Source organism: Glycomyces endophyticus (assembly GCF_039531525.1).
Taxonomy (GTDB): domain Bacteria; phylum Actinomycetota; class Actinomycetes; order Mycobacteriales; family Micromonosporaceae; genus Glycomyces; species Glycomyces endophyticus.
Window position 1 is genome coordinate 1 of sequence record NZ_BAAAQF010000011.1, and the last position, 25,054, is coordinate 25,054.

Annotated in this window: 22 protein-coding genes and 1 tRNA gene; 11 read left to right on the plus strand and 12 right to left on the minus strand. The window is 72.9% G+C overall.

The features are described 5' to 3' along the window. Positions 1 to 18 precede the first annotated feature (18 nt). The gene (gene dacB / locus ABD419_RS15785) at positions 19 to 1,470 is read right to left on the minus strand and encodes a D-alanyl-D-alanine carboxypeptidase/D-alanyl-D-alanine endopeptidase (protein ID WP_344488049.1); all 1,452 of its coding nucleotides are present in this window, start codon (positions 1,468 to 1,470) and stop codon (positions 19 to 21) included. 55 nt (positions 1,471 to 1,525) lie between these two features. Here dacB and ABD419_RS15790 point away from each other — a divergent pair, with 55 nt between their 5' ends. Beyond that, a complete protein-coding gene (locus tag ABD419_RS15790) occupies positions 1,526 to 2,023 on the plus strand; it encodes an inorganic diphosphatase (RefSeq protein WP_091048710.1) in 498 nt (165 codons plus the stop codon). A 235-nt stretch (positions 2,024 to 2,258) separates the two neighbouring features. On the opposite strand, the gene ABD419_RS15795 is transcribed toward ABD419_RS15790, so the two are convergent. Then, on the minus strand, positions 2,259 to 3,002 hold the full coding sequence (locus ABD419_RS15795; protein WP_344488051.1) for a YaaA family protein: 744 nt from the start codon (positions 3,000 to 3,002) through the stop codon (positions 2,259 to 2,261). A 431-nt stretch (positions 3,003 to 3,433) separates the two neighbouring features. Between ABD419_RS15795 and ABD419_RS15800 the strand changes: the two genes are divergently transcribed. The 3 genes from ABD419_RS15800 (at position 3,434) to ABD419_RS15810 (ending at position 4,405) form a co-directional block, all read left to right on the plus strand. Continuing rightward, positions 3,434 to 3,508, plus strand: a tRNA-Lys gene (locus tag ABD419_RS15800). A 270-nt stretch (positions 3,509 to 3,778) separates the two neighbouring features. Then, positions 3,779 to 3,997 (plus strand): hypothetical protein, encoded by a 219-nt coding sequence (locus tag ABD419_RS15805; RefSeq protein WP_344488053.1) that lies wholly within the window; start codon positions 3,779 to 3,781, stop codon positions 3,995 to 3,997. Between the two features lie 192 nt (positions 3,998 to 4,189). Next, on the plus strand, positions 4,190 to 4,405 hold the full coding sequence (locus tag ABD419_RS15810) for a hypothetical protein (protein ID WP_091048617.1): 216 nt from the start codon (positions 4,190 to 4,192) through the stop codon (positions 4,403 to 4,405). 94 nt (positions 4,406 to 4,499) lie between these two features. On the opposite strand, the gene ABD419_RS15815 is transcribed toward ABD419_RS15810, so the two are convergent. The 3 genes from ABD419_RS15815 to acs all read right to left on the minus strand — a co-directional run bounded on the left by ABD419_RS15815 (position 4,500) and on the right by acs (position 8,840). After that, a complete protein-coding gene (locus tag ABD419_RS15815; RefSeq protein ID WP_344488056.1) occupies positions 4,500 to 5,642 on the minus strand; it encodes an amidohydrolase in 1,143 nt (380 codons plus the stop codon). A 228-nt stretch (positions 5,643 to 5,870) separates the two neighbouring features. Next, positions 5,871 to 6,791 (minus strand): alpha/beta fold hydrolase, encoded by a 921-nt coding sequence (locus ABD419_RS15820; protein ID WP_344488058.1) that lies wholly within the window; start codon positions 6,789 to 6,791, stop codon positions 5,871 to 5,873. Positions 6,792 to 6,881: 90 nt separating this feature from the next. Then, positions 6,882 to 8,840: an acetate--CoA ligase gene (gene acs / locus ABD419_RS15825; RefSeq protein WP_344488060.1), complete on the minus strand. Its 1,959-nt coding sequence runs from the start codon at positions 8,838 to 8,840 to the stop codon at positions 6,882 to 6,884. Between the two features lie 328 nt (positions 8,841 to 9,168). On the opposite strand from acs, the gene ABD419_RS15830 reads away from it, so the two are divergent. After that, positions 9,169 to 9,921, plus strand: coding sequence for an oxidoreductase (locus ABD419_RS15830; protein WP_344488062.1), 753 nt, complete (start codon positions 9,169 to 9,171; stop codon positions 9,919 to 9,921). Here the strand turns inward: ABD419_RS15830 and ABD419_RS15835 are convergent. From ABD419_RS15835 to mqnE, 3 genes are read right to left on the minus strand one after another with little or no spacing between them, the layout of a single operon-like run. Further along, a complete protein-coding gene (locus ABD419_RS15835; RefSeq protein ID WP_344488064.1) occupies positions 9,918 to 10,163 on the minus strand; it encodes a DUF4229 domain-containing protein in 246 nt (81 codons plus the stop codon). The two genes, ABD419_RS15830 and ABD419_RS15835, sit on opposite strands and share 4 nt — an antisense overlap. Beyond that, positions 10,160 to 10,534: a hypothetical protein gene (locus ABD419_RS15840; RefSeq protein ID WP_344488066.1), complete on the minus strand. Its 375-nt coding sequence runs from the start codon at positions 10,532 to 10,534 to the stop codon at positions 10,160 to 10,162. The genes ABD419_RS15835 and ABD419_RS15840 overlap by 4 nt, the downstream gene beginning before the upstream one ends. A gap of 35 nt (positions 10,535 to 10,569) precedes the next feature. Beyond that, positions 10,570 to 11,745: an aminofutalosine synthase MqnE gene (gene mqnE / locus ABD419_RS15845; RefSeq protein WP_344488068.1), complete on the minus strand. Its 1,176-nt coding sequence runs from the start codon at positions 11,743 to 11,745 to the stop codon at positions 10,570 to 10,572. 307 nt (positions 11,746 to 12,052) lie between these two features. Between mqnE and ABD419_RS15850 the strand changes: the two genes are divergently transcribed. The 6 genes from ABD419_RS15850 to mqnC all read left to right on the plus strand — a co-directional run bounded on the left by ABD419_RS15850 (position 12,053) and on the right by mqnC (position 19,441). After that, on the plus strand, positions 12,053 to 13,435 hold the full coding sequence (locus tag ABD419_RS15850) for a C40 family peptidase (protein ID WP_344488070.1): 1,383 nt from the start codon (positions 12,053 to 12,055) through the stop codon (positions 13,433 to 13,435). A 107-nt stretch (positions 13,436 to 13,542) separates the two neighbouring features. Then, on the plus strand, positions 13,543 to 15,906 hold the full coding sequence (locus tag ABD419_RS15855; RefSeq protein WP_344488072.1) for a zinc ribbon domain-containing protein: 2,364 nt from the start codon (positions 13,543 to 13,545) through the stop codon (positions 15,904 to 15,906). 199 nt (positions 15,907 to 16,105) lie between these two features. Beyond that, positions 16,106 to 16,402, plus strand: coding sequence for an HPr family phosphocarrier protein (locus tag ABD419_RS15860; protein ID WP_344488074.1), 297 nt, complete (start codon positions 16,106 to 16,108; stop codon positions 16,400 to 16,402). A gap of 125 nt (positions 16,403 to 16,527) precedes the next feature. Further along, the gene (locus tag ABD419_RS15865) at positions 16,528 to 17,343 is read left to right on the plus strand and encodes a menaquinone biosynthetic enzyme MqnA/MqnD family protein (protein WP_425556083.1); all 816 of its coding nucleotides are present in this window, start codon (positions 16,528 to 16,530) and stop codon (positions 17,341 to 17,343) included. A gap of 64 nt (positions 17,344 to 17,407) precedes the next feature. Beyond that, entirely contained in the window at positions 17,408 to 18,178 is a 771-nt protein-coding gene (locus ABD419_RS15870; RefSeq protein ID WP_344488078.1) for an FAD-binding oxidoreductase, read from the plus strand. 111 nt (positions 18,179 to 18,289) lie between these two features. Further along, positions 18,290 to 19,441: a cyclic dehypoxanthinyl futalosine synthase gene (mqnC, locus tag ABD419_RS15875; RefSeq protein ID WP_344488080.1), complete on the plus strand. Its 1,152-nt coding sequence runs from the start codon at positions 18,290 to 18,292 to the stop codon at positions 19,439 to 19,441. A 99-nt stretch (positions 19,442 to 19,540) separates the two neighbouring features. On the opposite strand, the gene ABD419_RS15880 is transcribed toward mqnC, so the two are convergent. The 4 genes from ABD419_RS15880 to ABD419_RS15895 all read right to left on the minus strand — a co-directional run bounded on the left by ABD419_RS15880 (position 19,541) and on the right by ABD419_RS15895 (position 24,899). Next, on the minus strand, positions 19,541 to 20,782 hold the full coding sequence (locus tag ABD419_RS15880) for a trypsin-like serine peptidase (RefSeq protein ID WP_344488082.1): 1,242 nt from the start codon (positions 20,780 to 20,782) through the stop codon (positions 19,541 to 19,543). Positions 20,783 to 21,062: 280 nt separating this feature from the next. Then, entirely contained in the window at positions 21,063 to 22,862 is a 1,800-nt protein-coding gene (locus tag ABD419_RS15885; RefSeq protein ID WP_344488084.1) for a potassium channel family protein, read from the minus strand. 63 nt (positions 22,863 to 22,925) lie between these two features. Continuing rightward, the gene (locus ABD419_RS15890) at positions 22,926 to 23,951 is read right to left on the minus strand and encodes a GNAT family N-acetyltransferase (RefSeq protein WP_344488086.1); all 1,026 of its coding nucleotides are present in this window, start codon (positions 23,949 to 23,951) and stop codon (positions 22,926 to 22,928) included. A gap of 72 nt (positions 23,952 to 24,023) precedes the next feature. Then, positions 24,024 to 24,899, minus strand: coding sequence for a lytic transglycosylase domain-containing protein (locus ABD419_RS15895; protein WP_344488088.1), 876 nt, complete (start codon positions 24,897 to 24,899; stop codon positions 24,024 to 24,026). Positions 24,900 to 25,054 lie beyond the last annotated feature (155 nt).

Here is a 25,054-nt window from a genome sequence, read left to right on the forward strand (position 1 = left end):
GGGGGGATCCCCTCGCTGCTAACAGCCGCACTGGGCCACGGCGGTCGAGATCTCGTCGAGCGCCGTCTCCACCGCCGTCTCGCCGGTCGTCGCGCCGTTGCTGAGGATCGAGAACACCAGCTGCCTGCCGTCGGCGGTGGTGAGCGTCCCGGTCAGCGAACTGACCCCGGAGAGCGTGCCGGTCTTGGCCCGCACCACGCCCTTGCCTGCCTCCGCCGTGCCGAAGCGGTCGTCGAGCGTCCCCGAGTACCCCGCGACCGGGAGCGACTCGAAGACCGAGGACGACGACGAGGACGCGGCGCCGAGGAGCAGCGCCGTGAACGCGTTCGCGGTCATCCGGTTGGTCGGCGACAGGCCCGAGCCGTCGTAGAACACGAGCCCGGTGTTGTCGACCCCGAGGCTCGCCAGGGTCGCGAGGTGCACCGTGGACATGGCCGCCCACGTCATCGCGCCCTCGACGACGAGCGCGGTCTGGAGTGCGACGGCGTCCGAGAGAAGGTTGTCGGAGGTGAGGATGAACGAGTCGACGAGCGCCGCCATCGGCGCCGAGTAGACCGTGGCGAGCTCGGCCGCGCCCGCCTCGGCGGTCCCGGCGGCGACCGTCGCGCCGCCGAGGAGCTCGGCGAACTGGTCGGCGGCGGCCTGCGCGGGGTCGGTGTAGTGCTCGGCGTACTTGGCCGTGTTGTCCTTGCGGCCGCCGTCGACCATGATCGGCGCCATCGGCGCGGTCATGTAGACGAGGTCCTCGGCGGGCACGCCTTCGGCCTTCGGGTTGTCGGTGAACGCGCTCGTGTCCAGGTAGACGGTGTTCGGCGCGGTCCCGCCGCGGGCTTCGAGCACGAGGTCGGCGAGCTCCTGGAGGCTCGCGCCCTCGGCGTACTCGTCGTAGTAGCCCTCGCCGTCGACGGTGAGCGTGACGTCGCCTCCGGCGACGAGCACGACGCTGTCCTCGGTCGGGCCCTCGACCACCGTGGTCGGGATCCGGTACTCGGCGCCGAGGTGCTCCAGGGCCGCCACGGCCGTGACCACCTTCATCGAGGAGGCGGGCGCGAGCGGCGTGGTGCCCTCCTGCTCGTACAGGACGTCGCCGGTCAGGGCGTCAGCGAACGACGCCGAGGTGCTGCCGTTGAGCCGTGAGTCGGCGAGCAGGTTCGGCAGGACCGAGGCCAGGTCCGGGACCGTCGCGTCGGCGTTCGAGCTGGCCAGCACCGGTGCCGGCTCGGCCGGCGGGTACGCCTCGGGAGTGGTGAGCGTGCCCGTGCGCGGAGCCGCGACCGCCGAGATCTGCCACACCAGGCCGCCCGCGGCGGCTACGGTGACCAGGACGGCGAGGGCCGCGAGCACGCCGGTCAGCACCCGGCGGCGGCGCCGCGGGCCCGGCTTCGGAGACCCGGCCGCGCCGGGCGCGGCGGGCCGGGCGTGTGGCGTACTACTCGCGACCTTGGGGTCGGCGTTGTCGCTGAGGGACATGCACAGAGACTAGGCCATTGAGAGCACTGCACAGGAGCCTGGAGGAGGTCGGCCGATGGAGTTCGACGTGACCGTCGAGATCCCCAAGGGGAGCGCCAACAAGTACGAGATCGACCACGAGACCGGTCGCATCCGCCTGGACCGGACGCTGTTCACCGCCACGGTGTACCCGGCCGACTACGGTTTCATCGACGACACCCTGGGCCAGGACGGCGACCCGCTCGACGCCCTGGTGCTGGTCGAGCCCACCTTCCCCGGCTGCGTCATCCGCGCCCGCGCGATCGGCATGTTCCGCATGCGCGACGAGAAGGGCGTGGACGACAAGGTCCTCTGCGTCCCCGCCGAGGACCCCCGCAAGGACCGCTTCAAGGACATCGCCGACGTCCCCGAGTTCGACCGCCTCGAGATCCAGCACTTCTTCACGGTGTACAAGGACCTCGAACCGGGCAAGAGCGTCGAGGGCGCCACCTGGACCGGCCGCGCAGAAGCCGAGGAAGAGGTCCGCCGCTCCTTCGAGCGCGCGAAGGCCGCCGGCTACCACTCGAACCACTAGACGACACGACGGCGGGGCGGTGCGGGCACATGCTCGCACCGCCCCGCCGTCGTTCGCTGCACGGACCTTCGCCTTCAGGTCCCCTTCAGCCACCCCGGTGCACCCTCGGTACCGGGGCCCTGCCTACTACACCCGAGGGTAGGTCGGGTCCTGCTTCAGGCGGGCTTCAGCTTCGTGCGGGCATCATCGGCACCGGGGGTGCTGCTTACTGCACGCGAGGGTAGCTTTCGGCCGGTCAGGCGTTCACGATGTCGAGGAGCCACGGCTTGGATCGGGTGGCGGGCTCGGAGAGCTCGACCTTCCAGCCCTGGCCGGCGAGGAAGTCACCGAGGTCGGCCGCGGACTCCGGGCGGGCGCCGCCCGCGAGGAGGGCCCGGGCGACCTCGCCGCGGGTCGCCTTAGCCATGTGGGTGACGACGCTGCGCTTGCCGTCGGCGTCCTCCTTGAACACGCGCACGGAGACGCCGCGGTCCTTCGGGCCCCACACCTGCGCGTACGCGCCAGAGCGGAGGTCGACCACGAGCTCGTCGCGCGCGCCGAGCACCTCGGCGACGGCCGGACGCCACAGCTTCGCCAGCGCCTCGGTGTCGGGGAGCCGCGCGCTCATCGGCATCCGGTACGGCGGCACCCGGTCGGAGGGCCGCAGCAGCCCCCACAGCGGCGAAGCGATGAGCACCTGCTCGCCGTCGGGCAGGTCCCCGAGGCCGAGCCGGTCGTAGAGGACGCCGTTGTAGAGCTCCCAGGCGGCGAGGGTCGGGGCGCTGCGCAGCGCCCGGTTCGCCTGGACGTAATGCCGCTGGGTCGCAGGGAGTTTCAGCGTCCGCGCGGCGGCCTCCTCGTCGGCGCACAGCTCGACGAGCCGGTCGACCAGGAGTTCGCGGATGGGGTTCAGCGCCGGTGAGGAGAGTCGCCCGAGGTCGAGGGAGGGACCGTCGCCTTGGACGGCCTTCCCCTCTGACGGCGGCAGCAGTATGAGCACAGCAGGCGAGTCTACCTGCCCGTCCGCCTGGTGCCGCCGGGGCCGCACCCGCGCGCCCGACCTCCCGGGTTTTCACCCGACCGGGGGTGCACGGCGCCACCGCGATCCGCTATAGTACATATGTTCGATTCCAGCGGGAGCGGGCCCGCCCCCACCGAGGGCTACGTGTGACGCGGGAGTCGAATAGGCGCGGCGGCGGTTCTCCGCGACTGCCGCCGCGCCGTCCAAGCGGCTGGGTCGAGCCCACACCGACCGCCGCGGGTTCCACCGCCACCGGCCCGGCGGTGGAACTTGCCCGAAACCTGCGGCAGCGGATGCGGATCACGCCTCCACCCATCCTGCCGCACCCCTCCGACAATCCGAGTGCCGCAGGCCATCCGGGCCCCGCCACCTGCGCACCGTCCGCTCTGATGCGGTAAGGTCGCGCGCAAGGGCCTCTAGCTCAATGGCAGAGCTGCGGACTTTTAATCCGTAGGTTCTCGGTTCGAGTCCGAGGGGGCCCACCAGACATCCAGTGCACACGGGCGCGGCACGCCGGGCGAGCCCGGGCTCCCGCCCGGTACGGCACCGGAGTGCAGCGGCTGCCCCGACTCTCCGCGCCGGGCCGTTGCACGGCCTCCAAAGTGACGCTGTCGGCGACGCTGAAGTCCGCCAGCGGTTCTCGTTGAGATTCTGGGCTCGGGCGGTCGACGGCCGTTTGATTCAGGCGGTTGTCGCGGGGTTCCATGCGGATGGCTTGTGGCAAGGGGCGGTGGGGGAGAGCGAGTGGGATTCGCGTGCTGGTGCGCGATCACGGCGGGTACCTGATCGACCGGGGCGCCGCGATGATCGTGCTGTCGCTCGGCATGGAGGAGCGGCTCCAGGTCGATCCGGCCACGGTCGTGCTGCTCGACCCCCTCGGCGTGCCCTACCGGGCGGCGCAGACGCTGGAGGCCGCTGCGATCTACAACGCCGCCGAAGTCCCGGTGGGCGGGCTGTTCCACTCGACGTGCTGACCGTGGCGCCTGTGAGCTGGGACATGATCGGCACCTTGGTGTTCACGAGGCTTGCCCGAGGGTTTGCTGGGGCGTAATGAGCCGGTGACAAGCGCCGGGAAGAGTGGGGTTCGAGGCCGCCGGGGGACCGGAGGGGCCTCATGCCGCACCGGCGCGGCACGCATCTCGCATCACCGCCCGGAAGGAAACACCATGGACCCGTACGCGTTTCTCGCAGTGCAACTGATCAAGTCCGAGGCCGGCTCCGCGCTGCCCGACGCTCCGGTCGTTCCAGACCGGCCGTCGCTGATGGACCGCATCGTCGGGGGCTTCACCGCCGCCCGCCACGGCTTCCTCGCCCGCGAACTGCGGGTGCGCGGCGAAGCCGCCGTGCTGCCCGCGCGGGCCGACGTCCGCCGCGCCGCGTAGCGCGGATCGAGCAGAAGGGCGGGGAGCGGATGCCCCCCAGCCCCTCGCCGTCCGGGGCGGCGGTCGTGCCTCCACGCCGCCGTCCCGGGCTCGACTAGCCGACCCGCACGCCGTCGATGTACGCGCGCTCCACCGTGGAGTAGTAGTCGAGCGGGTCGCCCGACCAGACGCAGAAGTCCGCGTCCTTGCCCGCATCGAGGGACCCGAGGCGGTCGGCGACGCCGAGGACCTCCGCCGGGTTGATCGTGACGGACCGCAGCGCGGTGTCGCGGTCCAGGCCCGCCTTCACGCACTCCATGACCTGCACGATCAGGTACTGGATCGGGACGACGGGGTGGTCGGTCATGATGACGAGCTTGACGCCGGCCTCGGCCATCCGGACCGCGTTCTCGGGGAACCGCTTCGCGGTCTCGACCTTCGCGCGGGCGGTGAGCAGCGGCCCGAACAGGACCGGGATGCCCTTCTCCGCGATGACGTCGCCGAGCAGGTGCGCCTCGGTGCCGTGGTCGAGGACCAGCTCGTAGCCGAACTCGTCGGCGACGCGGATCGCGGTCGCGATGTCGTCGGCGCGGTGGCAGTGCTGGCGCCACGGGATCTCGCGGTTCAGGACCTTCACGAGGTTCTCGAGCTTCAGGTCCCGGTCGGGGCTCTCGGCGTCGCGGTGCTTCTCCGCGGCGATGAACGCCGACCGGAGCACGCCCGCGGTCCCCATGCGGGTCTTGGGGGTCTGGCCCTTCTCGCCGTACACGCGCTTCGGGTTCTCGCCCAGCGCCGACTTGATGCCGGCGGGGGAGCGGACCACGAGGTCGTCGACGCGGTTGCTCCCGGCGGTCTTCACCACGACGCACTCGCCGCCGATGACGTTGCCCGAACCGGGGTTGACGCAGGCGGTGAGCACGCCGCCGCGGATCGCGTCGGCGAAGCCCGGCTCGGTCGGGTTGATGCCGTCCAGGGCCCGCACGTGCGCGGTGTTCGGGTCGGTCATCTCGTTGGTGTCGTCGCCGGCCCAGCCCTCGCCGGTCTCGTGCACGCCCAGGTGCGTGTGGGCGTCGATGAGGCCCGGGACGATCCACTTGCCGGCCGCGTCGATCCGCTCGACGCCGTCCGGCACCGCCAGGTCCGGGCCGCCGACGGCGCTGATGCGGCCGTCCTCGACGATGACGACGCCCTGCTCGATCGGAGCCGACGTGATGGGGACGATGGTCGCGCCGGTGAGCGCGAACGCGGCATGGGACATGGACCCGCCTTCGGATTCGACAGCAGCTTGCCGCCCAATCCTGCCCCAGGAACTAGCCGAGCGACTAGTTGTTGACCGTATTGTGACCGGGGCTCGGGACGCTTGCAGCTGCCTTGTCTTCGGCGCGGTGACCGGGGCTCGGGACGCGTGCGGCCACCTCGTCTTCGGCACGGTGACCGGGGCTCGGGACGCTTGCCCGGTGGCCTCCGCCGGCACTGCGACCCGTACTCAGGACGCCCACCGGATGATCTCCTTCGTCACCGCCTCCGGCGCCTCCTGCTGCGGGAAGTGCCCGACCCCGTCGAGGAGCTTCCACTCGTACCGCCCCTGCACGTACCGGCCCGAGCCCTGCGCCGTCCGCGGCAGCACGCACGAGTCGAGCGCGCCGTGCAGCTGGAGGACCGGCACCGGCGTCGGCCGCTGGAGCAGCTTCACGAACCGCCGCCCCGCCAGGCCCACCGACGTGCGGAACGGCCACCGGAACGCCTCCAGCGCGCAGAACGCCGCCTGCGGGATCTGGATGACGTCGCGGCACGCCCGCACGTACTCCTGGAAGTCCCGCGAACCCCGCCAGCCCGGCCCCGACCACGAGTACATGAGGTCGGCGACCTTCCGCGCGTCCCAAGCGGTCAGCCGGTGCTCGTAGCGCGGCATCTGGAACGCGAACAGGTGCCGGGACGCCGACAGCTGCCCCTTCGGGTCGACCGCGAGCGCCGCGCGCTGGCGCAGCGGGTGCGCCGCCCCGAGGACCACGAGGGACTTGAACTGCCTGGGGTGGAACGCCGCCGCCGCGAACGCGAGGATGCCGCCGAGGTCGTGGCCGACGACCGTCGCCTCCCGCTCGCCCAGGGCCCGCACGAGCCCGACCACGTCGGCCGCCATCGTGTACGCGTCGTACCCGTTCGGCGGCTTGTCCGACGCCCCGTAGCCGCGCAGGTCGGCGGCGACGACGCGGAACCCGGCGTCGACGAGCGCCGGCATCTGGTGCCGCCACGCCCACCAGAACTCGGGGAAGCCGTGCAGGAGCAGGATCAGGGGGCCTTCTCCGGCCTCGGCCACGTGGAAGCGCGAGCCGTTGGCGTCGACTTGCCGGTGCGTCCAGGGGCCCTGCTTGAGGGCGGCGCTGTCGGCGAAGGTCTTGCGGGTCACGCGCACAGCGTACGAGGTCGGGCCCGCGCGTCGCGGACCCGACCTCGTCACGTGTCGCCTGCGGCTTCGGCCTGATCCGCAGGACCGGCCCTAGTCCTCTTTGCCCGCCTGCAGACCGGACTTGATGCGGCTCATGACGGTGTTGTCGGCGAGCGTGGTCACGTCGCCGATCTCGCGGTCCTCGGCGATGTCGCGCAGGAGCCGCCGCATGATCTTGCCCGAGCGGGTCTTCGGCAGCTCCGCCACGACGATGACCTGGCGGGGCTTCGCGATGGGCCCCAAGGTCTTCGCGACATGCTGACGCAGCTCCGCGAGGTGCTCGGGGCTCGACTCGGCCTGGCCGCGCAGGATCACGAACGCGACGATGCCCTGGCCCGTCACCGGGTCCGAGGCCCCCACGACCGCCGCCTCGGCGACCGTGGCGTGGCTGACGAGCGCCGACTCGACCTCCGTGGTGGAGATGTTGTGCCCGGAGACGAGCATGATGTCGTCGACGCGGCCCAGGAGCCACAGGTCGCCGTCGGCGTCCTTCTTCGCGCCGTCGCCGGCGAAGTACATGCCGTCGAAATGCGCCCAGTACGTGTCCAGGAACCGCTGGTCGTCGCCCCAGATCGTGCGGAGCATCGACGGCCACGGCTCGCGGATCGTCAGGAACCCGCCGCCGCCGTCCGGCACCGACTCGCCCTGCTCGTCGACGACGTCGACGCTGATGCCCGGGAGCGGCCGCTGCGCCGAGCCCGGCTTCGTCGCGGTGACGCCCGGCAGCGGCGACACCATGATCGCCCCCGTCTCGGTCTGCCACCACGTGTCCACGACCGGGGTCGTGCCGCCGCCGATGTGCTCGCGGTACCAGACCCACGCCTCGGGGTTGATCGGCTCGCCGACCGACCCGAGGACCCGCAGGCTCGACAGGTCGAACCGCGCGGGGACGTCGTCGCCCCACTTCATGAACGTGCGGATCGCCGTCGGCGCGGTGTACAGGATCGTCACCCCGTACTTCTGCACGATCTCCCAGAACCGGCCGGTGTGCGGCGTGTCCGGCGTGCCCTCGTACATGACCTGGGTGGCGCCGTTCGACAGCGGCCCGTAGACGATGTACGAGTGCCCGGTGACCCAGCCGATGTCGGCGGTGCACCAGTACACGTCCGTCTCCGGCTTCAGGTCGAACACCGCGTGGTGCGTGTACGACGCCTGCGTCAGGTACCCGCCGGAGGTGTGCAGGATGCCCTTCGGCTTCCCCGTCGTCCCCGACGTGTACAGGATGAACAGCGGGTGCTCGGCGTCGAACGGCTGCGCGGTGTGCTCCGCGGACGCGCCGCCGACGGCGTCCTCCCACTTCACGTCCCGGTCGCTCCACGCGACCTCCTGGCCGGTGCGGGTGACCACCAGGACCTTCTCCACGGACGGGCACGACTCCAGCGCCTCGTCCACGGTCGGCTTGAGCGCCAGCGGCTTGCCGCGGCGGAACCCGCCGTCGGCGCAGATCACCAGCTTCGCGCCCGCGTCGTCGATGCGGCTCGACAGCGCGGCCGCGCTGAACCCGCCGAACACCACCGAGTGCGGGGCGCCGATGCGCGCGCACGCGAGCATCGCCACCGCGGCCTCGGGGATCATCGGCATGTAGACGACGACCCGGTCGCCCGCCTCCACGCCGAGGTCCGTGAGCGCGTTCGCGGCCCGCTTGACCTCGTCGAGCAGCTCGGCGTACGTGACGGCGCGCGTGTCGCCGGGCTCGCCCTCGAAGTGGATCGCGACCCGGTCGCCCAGGCCGTGCTCCACGTGCCGGTCGAGGCAGTTCGCGGCGACGTTGAGCTCGCCGCCGGTGAACCACTTCGCGAACGGGGGGTCGTCCCAGTCCAGGACCCGGTCCCAGTCCTTCGACCAGTCGAGCCTGCGGGCCTGCGTCTCCCAGAACGCGAGGCGGTCGGCGGCGGCCTCGTCGTAGGCGGCCGCGGTGACGTTCGCCGACTTCGAGAACTCGGAGGACGGCGGGAAGGTCCGCTCCTCCGACAGGAGATTGGCAAGCGTCTCTTGCGGGGTTTCTGCCACGGGTATTGGCTCCTTACAGATCTACGCGCCGATGCGCTGCTGTGAGGCGGGTCTATGTCGCGTAACACTACCGCGAACCAGCCGACACGGAACGTGCCCCTGAGGCGGCACCGGCATCTGGGAACACCCCGCGCCGAACGGCTCGCGAGCGGCCGCCGGGCGGCCGCCGAGTGGTCGGATTCGCCCGACTCGGGGACCCAGGGGCGCCGATTCGAGAGGTATCGTCGGACCGGTGCATCCCTGCGTCCTGGTTTACGATTCTGTGACTGCCCTCTAGCCCGCCCGGTGCGCCGTTTGCGTGCTCCGCACTAAAGGTAAGGTTCCGCCCGTGGATCCTCTCGCGCCTCTCCTCGAGCTCTCCGAGGTCGCCGACGCCCTCGAGAACGCCCGAGCCAACGTCGACCGCATGCTCTGGCACGAGGCCCTGCGCGGCGGGGAGAAACTCGTCGAGACCGAGGTGGGCCTGCACAGCGCCTCCGCGACCCTGGCCCTGGACGGGTACGACTGCGACGTCGAGCGGCTCCGCGAGGGCGACTTCGACGACCCGGTCGTCTCCGGCGTCCTCGCCGTCACCGATGCCCTGCCGTCGCTCGCCGACGTGTGGCCGGTCTCTCCCCGGTACGTCCTCGCGAAGCTCCACCTGCTCGCCACCCGCGACCTCCCCGACGCCGGCGTCGACTTCGAGCCCGGCCGCATCGAGGTCGACGACAACGGCTCGGCCCGCATCAACGCCCTGTGCGCGCTCGTGACCAACCCCACGAAGGAGATCCCGGCCGCGATGGCCGCCGCCGTCGTCCACGGCGAGCTCCTGTCCGTGCGGCCCTTCCCGGTCGCCAACAACGTGGTCGCCCGCGCCGCCGCCCGGCTCGCGCTGGCGAGCAAGGGCCTCGACCCGAAGCTGCTCATCACCGTCGACGCCGGGCACCTGGAGCGCCAGCCGGAGTACGTGGGCGCGCAGCGGGCGTGGTCGACCGGCACGCCCGACGGCGTGCGGTCCTGGCTCAAGCACTACGGCAAGGCCCTCGAAGCGGGCGCGGCCGAGACGCTGCAGATCTGCTCGGAGCTGATGAAGGACGCTTAGGCGTCGTCGCCCGCGAGCTCGGCCCGCAGCCGCCGCTTCTCGTCCTGGCGGCGCTTCACCGCGCCGTCGATGTGCGCGATCATCGCCTCGCGCTGCTTCTTGAGCAGCACGAACCCCAGGACCATCGACACGAGGATGCCCACTGCGAGCGCGAGCAGCGCGTTGATGAAGAACATGAGGGGCACCGCGACGACGGCGACGAGCGCCAGGCGGGCGAGGTAGAACTTCCAGACCGGGTTCATGCGACCCGCTCCTCTCCGAACGTGCGGGCCCCTGCGAACCACAGGGGCGCGTAGACGAGTGCGGCGGTGAGCCCGCCGAGGCCGCCGGTGAGCATCGGCGGCCAGGTCGGGGGCAGGAGCACGCCGACGGCGAGCCCCGCCCCGAGGCCGAGGACGACCCCGGTGAGCATGACGCCCCAGCGGGCGGCGCCGCCGTAGCGCCGGAACTGCTCGGTGAACGCCCACACGGTCGGCAGCGCCGCGATCCACCCGGAGGTCTCGCCGAACGGCCGGCCGCTGGGGAACACGAACAGCAGGTCGATGACGGCGAGGACGACCGCGCCCATGACGAAGTAGGCGAGTGCGGTCCCGATGAGCTGCCCCAGCGTCATCGGGGCCCTCGGCCCGTCCGGCTTCGCCTGGACCACTAGAACTTCACCGACTGCGGCGCCGCACGGCGCTCGGCGATCGTCTGGGGGCCGTCGTACTCGCGCACGACCTCGTAGCGGGTGTTCCGCTCCACGGGCTGGAAGCCGGCGTCGCGGATGAGCTCCAGGAGGTCGTCGCGGGTCATCTTGTCGGGGGTGCCGTAGTCGTCGGCGTCGTGGGTGATCTTGTACTCGACCACGGAGCCGTCGAGGTCGTCGGCGCCGAACGACAGCGACAGCTGCGCGACGTCGAGGCCGTGCATGACCCAGAAGCACTTGACGTGGTCGAAGTTGTCGAGCAGGAGCCGCGAGACCGCGAACACCTTGAGCGACTCGGCCGGGCTCGCCATGGTGGTGCGGGCCTGCAGCCTGTTGCGGATCTTCCCGTCCTTCGCGTCGTGGAAGTCGTGCTGGTAGCGCAGGGGGATGAACACGGCGAAGCCGCCGGTCTCGTCCTGCATCTCGCGCAGGCGCAGCACGTGGTCGACGCGGTGGCGGGGCTCCTCGATGTGGCCGTACAGCATCGTCGCGGGCGTCCGCAGGCCCTTCTGGTGGGCGAGGCGGTGGATGCGCGACCAGTCCTCCCAGTGGCAGTCGTGGTCGACGATGTGCTGGCGGACCTCCCAGTCGAAGATCTCGGCGCCGCCGCCGGTGAGCGACTCCAGGCCGGCCTCGATGAGCTCGTCGAGGATCGCGTCGGCGGTGAGCCCGGAGATCTTCTCGAACCACTGGACCTCGGTCGCGGTGAACGCCTTCAGGTTCACCTCGGGGAGGGTCTCCTTGAGCGCCTTGAGGACCCGCGGGTAGTAGCGCCACGGGAGGGTCGGGTGGAGGCCGTTGACGATGTGGAGCTCGGTGGGGGCGTCGCCGCGCATCTGCTCGGCGAGGGCCACGGCCTGCTCGACGCGCATCGTGTACGCGTCGGTCTCGCCGGGCTTGCGCTGGAACGAGCAGTACGCGCAGGACGCGGAGCACACGTTGGTGAGGTTCAGGTGCCGGTTGACGTTGAACATGGTCCGCTCGCCGTTCTTGGCGGTGCGCACCCCGTGCGCGAGGCGGCCGAGCCAGGCGAGGTCGTCGACCTCGTACAGGCCCACGCCGTCCTCGAAGGTCAGCCGCTCGCCGGCCGCGAGCTTCTCCTCGATGCCGGCCTTGAACTCAGCCTGGTCGTCCATGGCGCTCCTGACGTAGTCGGTTCCCCGCCAGCGTAGCCCCGCCGCCGCACCGGCGCCTGCGGGCGGTTTGCGCGTGTGAGGCCGTGAACGCGCGACGCGCGGGGCCGCCGCGGCGCGGGGGACGGGACCGGACGTGCACGGAGCGCCCGGCGGGCCGGACGGCCGGGAGCCCTCCGGTCCAAGTCACTTGGCGGGTGCGACATCGAGTGTCGCCCAACACGATCCGTGCCCGCGGGCAACCACGGATGCGAGGGTTGCGTGTCTTCGGTACAGTATCCGTGGCTTCCCCCACAGAAGGACACCTCACATGCGCGTTTCACGGTTCGGTGCCCGCGTGATCGCCGCCGCAGGTGCGGCGGCCGTCGTCTTCGGCGGGGCGCTGCCCGCATTCGCCCAGCCGGGCGTGACGGTCCCCGACGACGGCGGACGGCCCCTCGGCGGAGCCGGCGACGACACCCCGGTCACCAATCCCGAGACGGCCGACGGCCCCCTCGGCGACCGGATCACCGCCGCCCAGATCGACCTCGCGCAGCTCGCCGAGGAGACCACCGCCGCGCAGGACGAGTGGCTCGCCCGCGAGGACCGCCTCACCGGCGCCCAGACCTCCTGGGCCGCGTCCACGACCGAGCTCCAGACCGCGCAGGACGCCCTCGACTACGCCGCCGGCGAGGCCTACGCCGACACCGCCGGCGTCCCCGACACCGAGCTCCCCGACCTCTCCGGGCTCACCCCGCTCGGGAACGAGTGGGACCTGCCCGCGCTCTCCGCCGACCTCGACGAGGCCGCGACCGCCGAGTCCGTGGCCCGCGCCGCCTACGACGCCGCCGTCCTCTCCGCCGACCGCGCCGAGACCCGCTACCTCGCCCTCGACACCGAGTTCGACGCCGCGCAGACCGCCCTGAACACGCTCATCGCCGACAACCGGGAGGCCCTGGAGCAGCTCGAGCGCGAGCGCGAGGCCGCCGCGGCCGAGTACTCCGGCGACTTCTCCTCCGAGGTCGACGGCTGGGACGCCGCCCCCGCCGCCAAGAAGGCCGTCGAGTACGCGCTCGCCCAGCTCGGCGACCCGTACATCTGGGGCCACGAGGGACCGGACTCCTTCGACTGCTCCGGCCTGGTCCAGTCCGCGTACGCCTACGCGGGCGTGACCCTCCCGCGCGTCGCCGCCGACCAGTACAACGCCACCCGCGACAAGCCCGTCGACGTCGAGAAGCTCCTCCCCGGCGACCTCCTGTACTGGTGGGACGACCCGGGCAACTGGCGGTCCGTCTACCACACCGGCATGTACCTGGGCGACGGCAAGATGATCCAGGCCCCCCGATCGGGCGACGTCGTCAAGATCAGCTCCATCTGGTTCGAGAACTTCGCCGGGGCGCACCGCGTGGTCGACGCGATCCAGACCGACCCCGACGCCGAGGACCCGACGCAGACGCCGGACGACGACCCGACCACGACGCCCGACGACGACCCCACGACCACGCCGGACGACGACCCCACCACGACGCCCGACGACGACCCCACGTCAGAGGACCCGGACCCCACGCCGACCGAGTCCGAGGAGCCGTCGGAGGAGCCCACGCCGTCCCCCACGGACGACCCGCAGACCCCCACCGACGACGAGGGCGAGTCGCCGTCCGAGACGCTCGCCGACACCGCCGCGGCCGTCCTGACGCGCCAGACCGAGGCCTGAGGGGCGTCGCCGACTAGTGGGAACGCGTGCACGCGCCGCGACGGGTTGATGGCACGATGGATATCGAGGTGCCCGATTGACGACGCTCCAGCCCCGAGGAGGCTTCCGTGGACGGAAACAGCTGTAGCTCCTGCGGTCAGCGACTGACGTCCGGGCAGCGCCGCTGCCCCCAGTGCGGCGCCCCCCTGCCGCCCCCCGCCGGGGGCTTCGCGGCCGAGTCGCCGTACCCGCCGCCGGCCGCGTCCTACGGCGCGCCGTCGTACGCGCCCCCCGGGTCGCCCCAGGCCTACGGCGCCGCCGCCGTGCCGCAGTACGCCCCGCCCGGCGAGCCCCAGGGCTACGCCCCGCCCCCCGAACCCCAGTACGCGCCCCCGGGCGCCTACCAGCCGACCGCGCCGCCCGCCCCGCCCCCGAACCAGGGCTACGCCGCCGTCCCCCCGCCGAACCAGCCCGGGTACGGCGCCCCGCAGCAGTGGGGCCCGCCGCAGGGCTCCGCGCCCGCGCACCAGCAGGGCCAGGCCGCCGTGCCCCAGTACGGCGCCGCCCCGGTCCAGCCCCCGCAGCCGCCCGCGTACGGCGCCGCCCAGGTGCCCGCGTCCTACCCGCCGCCGCAGCCGCAGGGCCAGTACCCGCCCTACCAGCCGCCGCAGCCGCCCCCGCCGCCCTACCAGTCGGCCCCGCAGTACCCGGCGCACTCGCTGCCGCCGGTCGCCGCCGCCCCGCCGACGGTCCCACCGGTCTCCCCGCCGCCCTCCTTCGCGGCCCCGCCCGCGAACCCGCCGTTCGCCGAGCCGCCCGCCGCGTCCTCGCCCGTCACCGGCCCGCCCTACGCGGCCCCGCCCGCGAGCAGCGCCTTCAGCCTGCCCTCGGCCGACTCCGGCATGTTCGCGGCGCCGGGAGCGAACCAGGGGCAGAGCGCTGGAGCGGCCCCCGTGCACAGCGCCCCGCCCGCGGCCCCCGCCGCGCCCGACCTGCCGCCGCCGGTCCCCGACGGCACCCAGATCCTGCGCCGCCAGCCGGCCGTCCCCGCGACCGAGGCCCCGTTCGCCGACCCCGGCCCGACCGCGCCCGCCGTCCCCGACGCGGCCCCGCCGGGATTCAGCGTGCCCTCCTCCGAGAGCAGCCCCGGTGCGGCCTACGCGCCCCTGGCCGAGCCCGCCGTCGCCTTCGGCGCGCCCGCCGCCGAACCGGTGGCGCCCGCGGTGCCCGACGCGGCCCCGCCCGGGTTCAGCGTGCCCTCCTCCGAGAGCAGCCCCGGCGCGGCCTACGCGCCCCCGGCCGAGCCGGCCGTCTCTTTCAGCGCCCCCGCGTTCAGCGTCCCCGCCGCCGAGCCCGAGCCCTACCGCGCGCCGTCCTTCGCCGCCGAGCCCGCGCCGCCCGCCGCGCCCGTCCCGGCCGAGTCCGCCGAGGACGACGACGAGGACGCCGCCTGGGACACCCTCCCCGACCCCGAGGACCCCGACGAGGACTTCGAGATCGGCGACGACGACGAGGCGGCGCTGGCCGGCCTCGGCGACGAGGTCCCCGGCGAGTCCCTGCCGCCGGCCCCGCCCGGCGCGCCCGGCCTCGCCGAGGACGGCGAGGCGCCCGAGAGCGTCGTCGAACCCGTCCTCGAGGAGGCTCTCGCGGTCGCCGCGGTCGTGGAGGCCCCGAGTCCCGGCGCGGCCCTCGTGGAGGGCGCCGACGCCGCGGCCGACGTCGTCGAAGCGGTCGGCCTCGCCGTGCCCGACGTCCCCGAGCCGGTGATCGACCTGGGCGCCAAGGCGTTCAGCGAGACCACCATCGAGGAGGCCACCGCCGCCGCGTCCGCCGCGCTGGAGGACGGGGCCACCGTCAACGAGCGCACCGAGCGGCCCTTCGCCGCGCCGGAGCCGGTCCCGTATCCCGAGCCGACCCCGCCGCAGCCGACGCCGCCCGCCCCCGACCCCCTGCCGCCGGCCCCGGAGCCGACGCCCGTCCCCGCGCCGGAACCGGTCCCGCACCCCGAGCCGACCCCGCCGCAGCGCCCCGAGCCCGGCCCGGCGCCCTCGCCCGTGGCCGACCCGGAGCCGCTGCCGCGCCCGGAGCCCACGCCGCCGCCGTCCTACCGGTACACCGACGACAGCCCGTTCTCCGACGCCGCCCCCTGGGACGACCCGGCCCCGGCGCCCGCGCCGGAGCCACCCGCGGTCTCCACCCCGCCGATCGAGGCGCCCGTGGAGGGCCCCGGGACCGAGGCCGAGTCGTCGCGCAAGAAGATCGTGAACGCGCCCGACATCAGCCTCTTCGAGGAGCCCACGACCAAGACCGGCGCCCACAAGCCGCCGCCCGCCTCGTGGCCTCCTCCCGCCGAGGAGGAAGAGGAGGGCTACCGGCCCGGCCGCGCCCGCGTCCGGAACCTCCTCGACCGCTCCGAGCTGCCCGAGCACATCCCGCTCCCGCGCCCCACTGTCTACGGTGCCAAGCCCGAGGAGGGCGAAAACCAGGGCTGAGTGCTCGGCTTACGGCGCCAAGCCCGAGAAGGGCGAGGACCGGACCTGACCGCTCTGTACCGCTTCCCGCTGCAATAGCCCGAAAACGCGCCGCCGTCCCCGCGGCCGGTCCATCCTGTCCTGGAGGGCCGCCGCGGCGGCCCGGCGGCGGCGACCACCGAGGTCCGGGCGCCGCGCGAACCGGGGGAGGGTGAGCAGCATGGCCGAGCGCCGTGTGAAAGTGACCACAGAGGTCGGGATCCAGGCGAGGCCCGCGACGGTCTTCGTCGAGACCGCCGCCGAGTCGTCGGGCGAGATCGCCATCGCGAAGGCCGGGGACGGCGGGCACGACGCCAAGTCGATCCTCCAGGTCCTCGTACTGGACGTGCGTCCCGGCGACGAGATCGTCCTGACCGGCGACGACGAGGACGTCCTCGACCGGCTCGTCGACCTCGTCACCGCCGAGACCGCCGACGCGGAGGGCGGGAAGGACCTCGCCGACATCGACGAGCGCTGACGGCCGTGACGCCGGCGACGCCGCCCCCCTCTCGGGACGGTCCTAGGACCCGGAGGGGGGATACCGTCGGGACTGTGAACAACGCGCGACGCCCGAGGGTCGGCCACATCGCCTTCCTCAACTGCATGCCCATCTACTGGGGACTGGCCCGGACGGGCGCGCTGCTCGAGTTCGACCTGCGCCGCGACGCGCCCGACGAGCTCAGCCGCCAGCTCGTCGAAGGCGACCTCGACATCGGCCCGATCACCCTCGTCGAGTACCTCCGCCACAGCGACGAGCTGCTCCTCATCCCCGACCCCGCGGTCGCCGCCGACGGCCCCGTCCTCAGCGTCAACCTCGTCACCCGGGGCCCGCTCGCCGACCTCCCCGCCGAACCGCGCGTCTCCCTCGCCTCGTTCTCGCGCACCGGCGTCCTCCTCGGCCGGATGCTCCTCGAGGAGCGCTACGGGCGCCGGCCCGAGTACCGGGTCACCGCCCCCGACCTCGACACCGCGCTCGTCGACGCCGACGCCGCCGTGCTCATCGGCGACGAGGCCCTCCACGCCTTCCACGAGCACGGCCACGGCAGCCCCCGAGGCCTCCACGTGCTCGACCTCGCCGCCGAGTGGAAGGACTGGACCGGCCTGCCCATGGTCTTCGCCGTCTGGGCCGTCCGCCGCGACTACGCCCAGGCCCACCCCGGGCTCGTCAAGGACGTCCACCTCGCGTTCCGCGACTCCGTGCGCCTCAGCCGCGAGGAGATCGACGCCGTCGTCGCCTCCGCCGCCCGCTGGGAGCCGTTCGCGCCCGCCGCGCTCGCCGAGTACTTCGACCGCCTCCAGTTCGGCCTCAGTGAGCGGCACCTCGCCGGCCTGCGGGAATTCGCCTCCCGCGCCGCCCGTTACACGGAAGTGAAGGACCTTTCGCCCGAAGGGCCCGAATTCTTCGACAGCGACCGCTGACCGGCGCCGCCGACCGCCGGCGCGCCCGCCGGACACCCCGATCGAGACAGGGAAGGACCGCCTCGTGGCCATCGAGCTGAAGCAGCCCCGCAAGTCCCGCCCCGCGTGGCACAAGCTCACCGTCAGCGGCGTGCGGGCCCTCACCGCCGACGCCGTCGAGGTCACCCTCGCCGTGCCCGAGCACCTGCGGCCCGCGTTCGACTTCAAACCCGGCCAGCACCTCACGTTCCAGCGCGTCGAGGCCGACGGCTCCGAGGTCCGCCGCTCCTACTCCCTCGCCTCCACTCCGCGCGAACTCGCCGCGGCCGGCACCCTCCGCCTCGGCATCCGCTCGATCCCCGAGGGCACCTTCTCCGGGTACGCGAACCGCAGGCTCCTGCCCGGCGACGTCCTCGAAGTCCTCCCGCCGCTCGGCCACTTCTGCACCGACATCCGGCCCGACCGCCACTACGGCTCCGTCGTCGCCGGCTCCGGGATCACCCCGATCATCGCGATCGCCACCGCCGCCCTCGAAGCCGGCGCCGTCGTCACCCTCCTGTACTCCAACCGCACCGAGGACAGCACCATGTTCGCCGCCGAACTGCGCGAACTCGAACGCGTCCACGGCGACCGCCTCCGCCTCCACCACGTGCGCACCCGCGCCGACGGCCCCACGCCGCTGCTCACCGGCCGCCTCACGCCCGAGCGGCTCCGGCAGGTCCTCGGCACCGCCGTCGACGCCGGCGAGGTCGACGAGTGGTTCCTCTGCGGCCCGTACGAGATGGTCCTCGGCGTCAAGGAGGTCCTCGAGGCCGCCGGGACCGGCGAGATCCACACCGAGCTGTACACGGTCTAGCGGAGCGCCGGGGCCCCAGCGGGCCTTTGCGAGGTTCACCGGGGAGTAACCCACGAGTCATCCGCTCGGCCGCACTGTCCCGGAGGGCCCTCTGGCGGATACGCTTCGTGCATGGCCGAGATTGACGACGTCCTCGCCCGCGCCGCCGACGGCGGCGCCATCAGCGCCGAGGAAGCCCTGCTGCTCTACACCGAAGCGCCCTTCCACCCCCTCGCCGAGGCCGCCGACGCGGCCCGGCGGCGCGTCATCGGCGACAACATCGTCACCTACATCATCGACCGCAACATCAACTACACGAACGTGTGCGTCACCGCGTGCAAGTTCTGCGCCTTCTACCGCGCCCCCAAGCACGACGAGGGCTGGGCCCACCCGATGGAGGAGGTCCTGCGCCGCTGCGGCGAGGCGGTGGGCCTCGGCGCCACCCAGGTCATGCTCCAGGGCGGCCACCACCCCGACTTCGGCGTCGAGTACTACGAGGAGCTGTTCTCCTCGGTCAAGGCCGCGTACCCCGAGCTGATGATCCACTCGATCGGCCCCTCGGAGATCGCGCACATGTCGAAGGTCTCCGGCGTGGAGATCGGCGAGGCCATCGGCCGCATCAAGGCCGCCGGGCTCGACTCGATCGCCGGCGCCGGCGCCGAGATGCTCCCGGCCCGCCCGCGCACCGCGCTCGCGCCGCTCAAGGAGTCCGGCGAGCGCTGGCTGGAGATCATGGAGGCCGCGCACCTCCAGGGCCTGGAGTCCACCGCGACGATGATGATGGGCACCGGCGAGACCGCGGCCGAGCGCATCGAGCACCTGCGGATGATCCGCGACGTGCAGGACCGCACCGGCGGCTTCCGCTCGTTCATCCCGTGGACGTACCAGCCCGAGAACAACCACCTCAAGGGCCGCACGCAGGCGACGACCCTGGAGTACCTGCGGCTGCTGGCGACCGCGCGGCTGTTCTTCCACAACGTGAAGCACCTCCAGTCGTCGTGGCTGACGACCGGCAAGGCCTCCGGGCAGCTGAGCATGCACCTCGGCGTCGACGACCTCGGCTCGATCATGCTGGAGGAGAACGTGATCTCCTCGGCCGGCGCCCGCCACCAGTCGCGCCTCTCGGAGCTCATCGGGCTCATCCGCTCCGCCGACCGCGTGCCGGCGCAGCGCAACACGCTGTACGAGCGCATGTCCGTCCACTGGACCCCCGAGGACGACCCGACCGACGACCGCATCCGCTCGCACTTCTCGACGATCGTCGCCGAGCTCCAGGTCAAGTAGGGTCCGCCGGGAATGTGAACGGCGTACATGACATGACGGCGGGGGGGGGGGGGGGCGGNCCGCCGCCGTTTCGCGAGTCCCGGGGCGGGGTCGCAGTCCCTAGATCAGGTGGCCGATCTCGGCGCGGATCAGCTGGGCGTTGACGCCGGAGTTCGGGCAGCCGCCGAAGTGGTGGAGCGCGACGACCTCGTGGGTGTCGCGGGAGATCACCGGGGACCCGGAGGACCCGAACTCGGTGTCGCAGAAGTACGAGACGTCGCTGCCGGCGACGTACCCGTCGTAGACGGGGTCCTTGACCACGCAGTTGCCGCCGTCGACCGACGACTCCATCGCGATCTCCGTGGGCCGGCCCGCCGGGTGCTGCGGGATGTAGATCGCCTCGCCGGCCGCGGCCGCGCGGTCGGACAGCTCCAGGTACCCGAACTGGTCGATCCGCGAGAAGTCCTCGACGCTGAACAACGTGTAGTCCAAGGGCTTCGAAGTCTTCAGGACCTGCTGCCCGGCGACCTTCACGGGGATGTTCGCGGTGTCCGCGCCGCAGGTGACGCAGTCGTACCCGAACCACACCTCGGTCTGCTTCGCCTCCCACGTCTCGGTGAAGCAGTGGTGGTTCGTCAGCAGCCGGTTCTCCTCGCCCACCCGGAACGCCGTGCACAGCACGGTCCCGTCGATGAGCAGCCGCGCCACCGGCTCCGCGTGCTCCACGACCTCCGGATACGAGGTCCGGTAGCAGGCGGAGCGGCGCTTCTCGTCGCCCGAGCACAGGCTCTCCTCGGGGCGCGCCGCGTCGGCCCGCTCGGCCGCGAGGGCGTCGACGACGTCAGCGGCGAAGCCGTACGCGGCCCGGTCGATGACCACGCCGAGCGCGTCGGAGACCGGGCTCGACTCGGCCCGGTGCAGCTCCACGACCGCGGTGTCGCCGGTGATCGAGGTCGCCCAGCCGTCCACCAGGGACTCCTCGTACCGGTACGACTCGGTCCCTTCAGGGTTCGACACCGTGACGTAGTCGCCCGCGTTCAGCAGCAGCCGCTCGAAGTGGACCTTCACGTACCCGGCGTCGGGGCCCGAGACCGTGACCGCGTCCTGCGCGTCGGCGTACGACAGGGACTCGGTGAGCTCCTTGACCTCGCCCACGTCGACCAGGCCCAGCAGCGAGTCGTCCACCGGGAGGATCTCGGCGGCGCCCGCCAGGACCTCGGTCACCGGGTCGTCGGCGAACGCCGTGGGGACCACCACCGCCGCACCGCCGAGGGCCAGCGCCCCCGCGCTCGCCGCCAGGACGGCCTTGCGGCGCCGCCGCTTCCCGTGCTCCGCCCGCGGTCTCCGCTCGCTCGCCGCCACTGCCGGCCCCTTCCGTGAGAGATGCTTCCACGGTTGAAACGAGCGAGCGGTCCGGAAGTTGCGCGCCGTCGCACGAACCGGCGAGGGTCACAGATGGTGTGGTGTGGTGTGGTCATGAACCGGTGGGGGTCACAGGCGGTGCAGCGCGGTGCGGTGCGGTCCGGAAGTTGCGCGCCCTCGCACGAACCGGCGAGAGTCACACGCGGCGCGGTGCAGTGCAGCGCGGTCCGGCGCCGGCCCGGCCCGGCCCGGTGCGCCGCCGCAAGGCTTTCAGTGAGCCCTAGTCGAGCACGTGCCGGTGCGTGCCGGCCGCGGCCGGGTCGCGCGGCTGGCAGAACTCCCGGATCTCGTTGAGGCCCCTGCGGGTCACCAGCATCAGGAGGGTGTCGCCGCAGATGATCTGGAACCCGTCGTCGGGGTTCCACCGGATGCTCCCGGAGGCTCGGCGCACCGCGAGCAGCCGCCGCGAGCCCGGGGCCGCGGCCTTGTGCGCGGGGACGTCGTCGAGCCACGCGCTCTCCTCGACGGTGACCTCGGCGATGTACGCGATCTGCCCGCGCACGGGGATGGTCTCCAGGATCTCGTCGTCGGTGAGCTCCCGCGCGAACGAGCCCGCCGCGACCTGCGGGGCGCTGTACGAGGAGTGCTGCGACGCCTCGTGCAGCGACCGGTTCTTGTTCAGGTTGCGCCGGATCAGGGACGCGAACTCGGGGTCGTAGATCCGCATGACCGTGCGCAGGTCCGGCCTGCACTCCAGGCCCGACAGGGCCGCCTCCAGGTTCGCCGAGTCCTGCTTCGCCATCGCCACCAGCGACCGCGAGTACTTCACCTCGGCCTCCTCGAGCGTCCCGGGCCGGCTCGCGTCGCCGAGGAGGACCTGCGCGCCCGCGGCCCGGGCCGCCCGCACGCCGATCGCCTCGCGGTCCTTCTCGATCGCGACCACCGGGATGCGCCGCTCCCGCAGCGTCTCCACCACGCGGGTCCCCATGTTGCCCAGGCCGACCACGATCACGTGGTCGCGGACCGCGCGCACCATGCGGCCCTCCGCGAGCGCGTACCGGCGCTCGACGACGGCCTGCACGATCGCGCCGGTGACGACCGGGATGAGCAGCGCGCCCGAGACGACCACGACGACGTGCGTCAGGCGCAGCTCCCAGTGGTCGGTCGTGTCCGGGTCGGCGCCGCCGGCGGCCATCATCGCGAGCATGTAGAGCGCGTCCCAGAAGTCGCCGTCGGTCTTGCGGGCCGCGTTGAGGCTGTTGACGGTCAGGAGGGTCGTCATGCCGCCGAGCATCACCGCCATGAGGACGGCCGCGGCCATCCACAGGCCCCTGCTGAACGTGCGCCGCAGCGTGTGGAGGGACTGCCGGAACCATCCGGCGGCGGCCTCCAGCATGGGCCCGACCCAGCGGCGGGCGGCGACCGGTTCCAGGCACAGCAGCCGGACGGCCTCGTCGGCGTCGACGGGGATCATGTCGACGCCGAACTCGTTGCCGGCGGCGACGACCCACTGCGCCTGGGCGCGCGGGTCGGCGGCGCGCGCGAGGTACAGGCGCCGCCCCCAGATGTCGATGTCGCCGGGCGGGATCTGCTCCAGGGCGGCGGCCGCGTACGTGCGGGCGACCATGTCGGCGTCGGACTTCACGAACACGCCGTCGTCGCCGAGGAGTTTCTGCATGTGGTCGCGCAGGCCGCGGTTGTACATGCGGATGACGAGGCGGGGGAGGGTCTCGTCGCCGAGGTAGTGGGACATCTCGCGGATCTTCAGCGCGAGGTGCAGGTTGCCGACGTCGTTCTGGTCCATGAGGGCCACGGCGTACGCGTCGGTGAGCCCGGCCTCGCGGATGGTGTCGGCGCCGACCTGCTGGGCCTCCAGGACCGACAGGCGCCGGTTCTCCTGGGAGGCGCGGCGGATCTCGTCGCGCTGGCCGCCGGGTCCGGTGGGGATGACGGCGATGACGTGGAACGCGAAGTTGTCGATGAGGTTCTTGATGAACCTGAGGGTGAGTCCGTTGTTGCCCACGACGATCACGCGCCGGTCGGGGCGCGCGTCCTCGAACCTGGCCTGCCGGGGGTGCATGACTCTCAGTGTAAAGAAGATTCGCAAACGGTTGCGGTACCGCGGGTCGCGGCGCGGCCCGGGTCAGGCCGGGCGGGTGAGGCGGGCGAGGAGCTTGTCGACGTCGGCCTCGTAGTCGTACCAGTCGACGTCGTGGACGAAGCCGAGCTCGCCGTTGATCCAGCGGACGTCGTCGGCGGTGTCGAGGGTCCAGGTCTGGACGTCGACGAGCTGGGGTTCGGCGCGGCGCAGCTCGGTGAGGAGGCGGGCCTTCATGGTCATGGCGAGCCCGTAGGAGCGGTGGGCGGGCGCGACGACGGTGTCGTACTGGTCGGCGCGGGTGGGCCGCTGCGCGGAGACGACGAGCTCGGTGAGGCCGACGACGTTCCCGTACGGTTCGGAGACGGCGACGGCGATGTGCGAGCGCATCCCGCGGGAGGCGAGGGTCTGGAACGAGTCGCGCAGGCCCGGGGCGTAGGCGGAGCCGCGCCATTCGGGCACGAACGCGACGTTCCCGGGCGCGGAGCGCAGGTTGGCCTTGACGTCGGCGTAGGAGTCCATGAGGCGGTCGGGGACGCCGCCGGCGTGGTATTCGAGGCGGTACCCGGCGGCGAGGCGCCCGGCGGCGTGCTCGATCTTCTCCCAGTCGATCTCGGCCCAGCGGAGGAGGTGGCGCTGCTCGACGGTGGAGCGGGCGAAGCCGTGCCGGTCGTAGAAGCCGACCGCGGGCGTGGTGGCGATGACCTCGACGGAGAGGGTCCGGCAGCCGCCGGCCTTGGCGCATTCGGCGACGGCGCGGAGCAGGCGGGTGCCGACGCCCTTGCCGCGCGCGGAGGGGCGGGTGGACATCTCGACGACGCCGGTGCCGGCCTGCTCGCCGCCGAACAGGATGAGGGCGGCGTGGCCGACGAGGTCGCCGTCGGCGTCGCGGTCGAGGAACAGGTGCCGCCGGTCCTCGGGCAGGGTCGCGGTCAGGTACTCGCGGAGCGAGTCGGTGCGCCAGCGGGGCTCGGCCGGCATGTCCGCGGCGGTCATGTCGTTGAGCACCGAGCACCAGTCGCGGAGGTCGTCGTCCGTCATCTCGCCGGGAGCGAGCTGCTTCAGGGGCATCTCTTATCCTTACCCGAAATCGTCACCGAACGGAACCCCCTGTTCACAGATCGCAGTGATCGGGGGGCGCCCTCAGGCGGTGCTCGCGCGGCCGTACTGGTCGGCGCGGTCGAACACCTTCTGCACGTAGTCGTCCCTGGGGTTGTAGGAGTGGACGGCGGCCTGCCAGCCGGCCGGGGTCGTGAGGTCGCGGCCGCCGTGGCAGAGGTAGTTCGCGGCGGCGGTGACCGCGTCGTCGATGTCGTCGGGGTTGAACAGGCCGTCCTTGTCGCCGTCGGCCTTCCAGGACTCCCAGGTGCTGGGGAGGAACTGCATGGGGCCCATCTCGTCGTAGCCGGAGCCGCGGATGGGGGTGACGGTGGTGCCGTCGGCCTGGATCCGGTTGCCGTTCGTGGTGCCGTGGGTGGTCTCGGTGGCGCCGATGCCGGCGAGGGTGGTCCAGGAGAGGTGGCAGCCGGGGTTCTCGACCGCGGAGACGAGCTCGGCGCGGCCGTAGGCGACGAGGGCCCGCTCGGGGATGCCGAGGGCGGCGAGGTCGCGCGCCCACGAGTCGAGGTCGGTGGCGCCGGCGGGCGTGGTGGTGGTGTCGCCGGGGGCGGCGGTGCCGACCTCCTCGATCGGGTCGGTCTCGGCGGGGCGGCCCCCGTCGGGCGCGTCCTCGGGGGTGAGGACGAGCGGGGCCTCCTCTGCCTCGGGCTCCGGCTCGGTGCCGAAGGACCAGGCGGGCCCGGCGCCGGGGACCACGAGCCATCCGGCGGCGAGCGCGCCCGCGACCGCGAGGGCCGTGAGGGACGCCTGGACTCCGAGGCGGCCCGCCGGGGCCCGCAGGGCGCGGCCGGCGGCGCCGAGGCCCCGTCGGGCGGCGCGTGCGGCGGCGCGGGCGCCCCTGCCGGCGGCCTTGAGGGCGCGCCAGGGGAGGAGGGCGATGCGGCGGAGGAGGTGCGGCACGGGAGCGGGTCGTCCTTTCTCGATCGGGGCGGCCCGATCGGGGGGCGGGAGTGCGCGCGGTGCTGGTGCGGCGGCGCGTCGGAGCGCCCAGTATGCACCCGGACGCCGGCGGGTGCGCGCCGCCGTGGCGGGACCGCGCTGAATGCGAGTATTCC

Excerpts from the sequence above, each read along its gene's own strand:
- dacB (WP_344488049.1), bottom strand. The coding sequence starts at position 1,470 with ATGTCCCTCAGCGACAACGCCGACCCCAAGGTCGCGAGTAGTACGCCA.
- ABD419_RS15790 (WP_091048710.1), top strand. The coding sequence starts at position 1,526 with ATGGAGTTCGACGTGACCGTCGAGATCCCCAAGGGGAGCGCCAACAAG.
- ABD419_RS15810 (WP_091048617.1), top strand. The coding sequence starts at position 4,190 with ATGGACCCGTACGCGTTTCTCGCAGTGCAACTGATCAAGTCCGAGGCC.
- ABD419_RS15815 (WP_344488056.1), bottom strand. The coding sequence starts at position 5,642 with ATGTCCCATGCCGCGTTCGCGCTCACCGGCGCGACCATCGTCCCCATC.
- ABD419_RS15835 (WP_344488064.1), bottom strand. The coding sequence starts at position 10,163 with ATGAACCCGGTCTGGAAGTTCTACCTCGCCCGCCTGGCGCTCGTCGCC.
- ABD419_RS15840 (WP_344488066.1), bottom strand. The coding sequence starts at position 10,534 with ATGACGCTGGGGCAGCTCATCGGGACCGCACTCGCCTACTTCGTCATG.
- mqnE (WP_344488068.1), bottom strand. The coding sequence starts at position 11,745 with ATGGACGACCAGGCTGAGTTCAAGGCCGGCATCGAGGAGAAGCTCGCG.
- ABD419_RS15850 (WP_344488070.1), top strand. The coding sequence starts at position 12,053 with ATGCGCGTTTCACGGTTCGGTGCCCGCGTGATCGCCGCCGCAGGTGCG.
- ABD419_RS15860 (WP_344488074.1), top strand. The coding sequence starts at position 16,106 with ATGGCCGAGCGCCGTGTGAAAGTGACCACAGAGGTCGGGATCCAGGCG.
- ABD419_RS15865 (WP_425556083.1), top strand. The coding sequence starts at position 16,528 with ATGCCCATCTACTGGGGACTGGCCCGGACGGGCGCGCTGCTCGAGTTC.
- mqnC (WP_344488080.1), top strand. The coding sequence starts at position 18,290 with ATGGCCGAGATTGACGACGTCCTCGCCCGCGCCGCCGACGGCGGCGCC.
- ABD419_RS15885 (WP_344488084.1), bottom strand. The coding sequence starts at position 22,862 with ATGCACCCCCGGCAGGCCAGGTTCGAGGACGCGCGCCCCGACCGGCGC.
- ABD419_RS15890 (WP_344488086.1), bottom strand. The coding sequence starts at position 23,951 with ATGCCCCTGAAGCAGCTCGCTCCCGGCGAGATGACGGACGACGACCTC.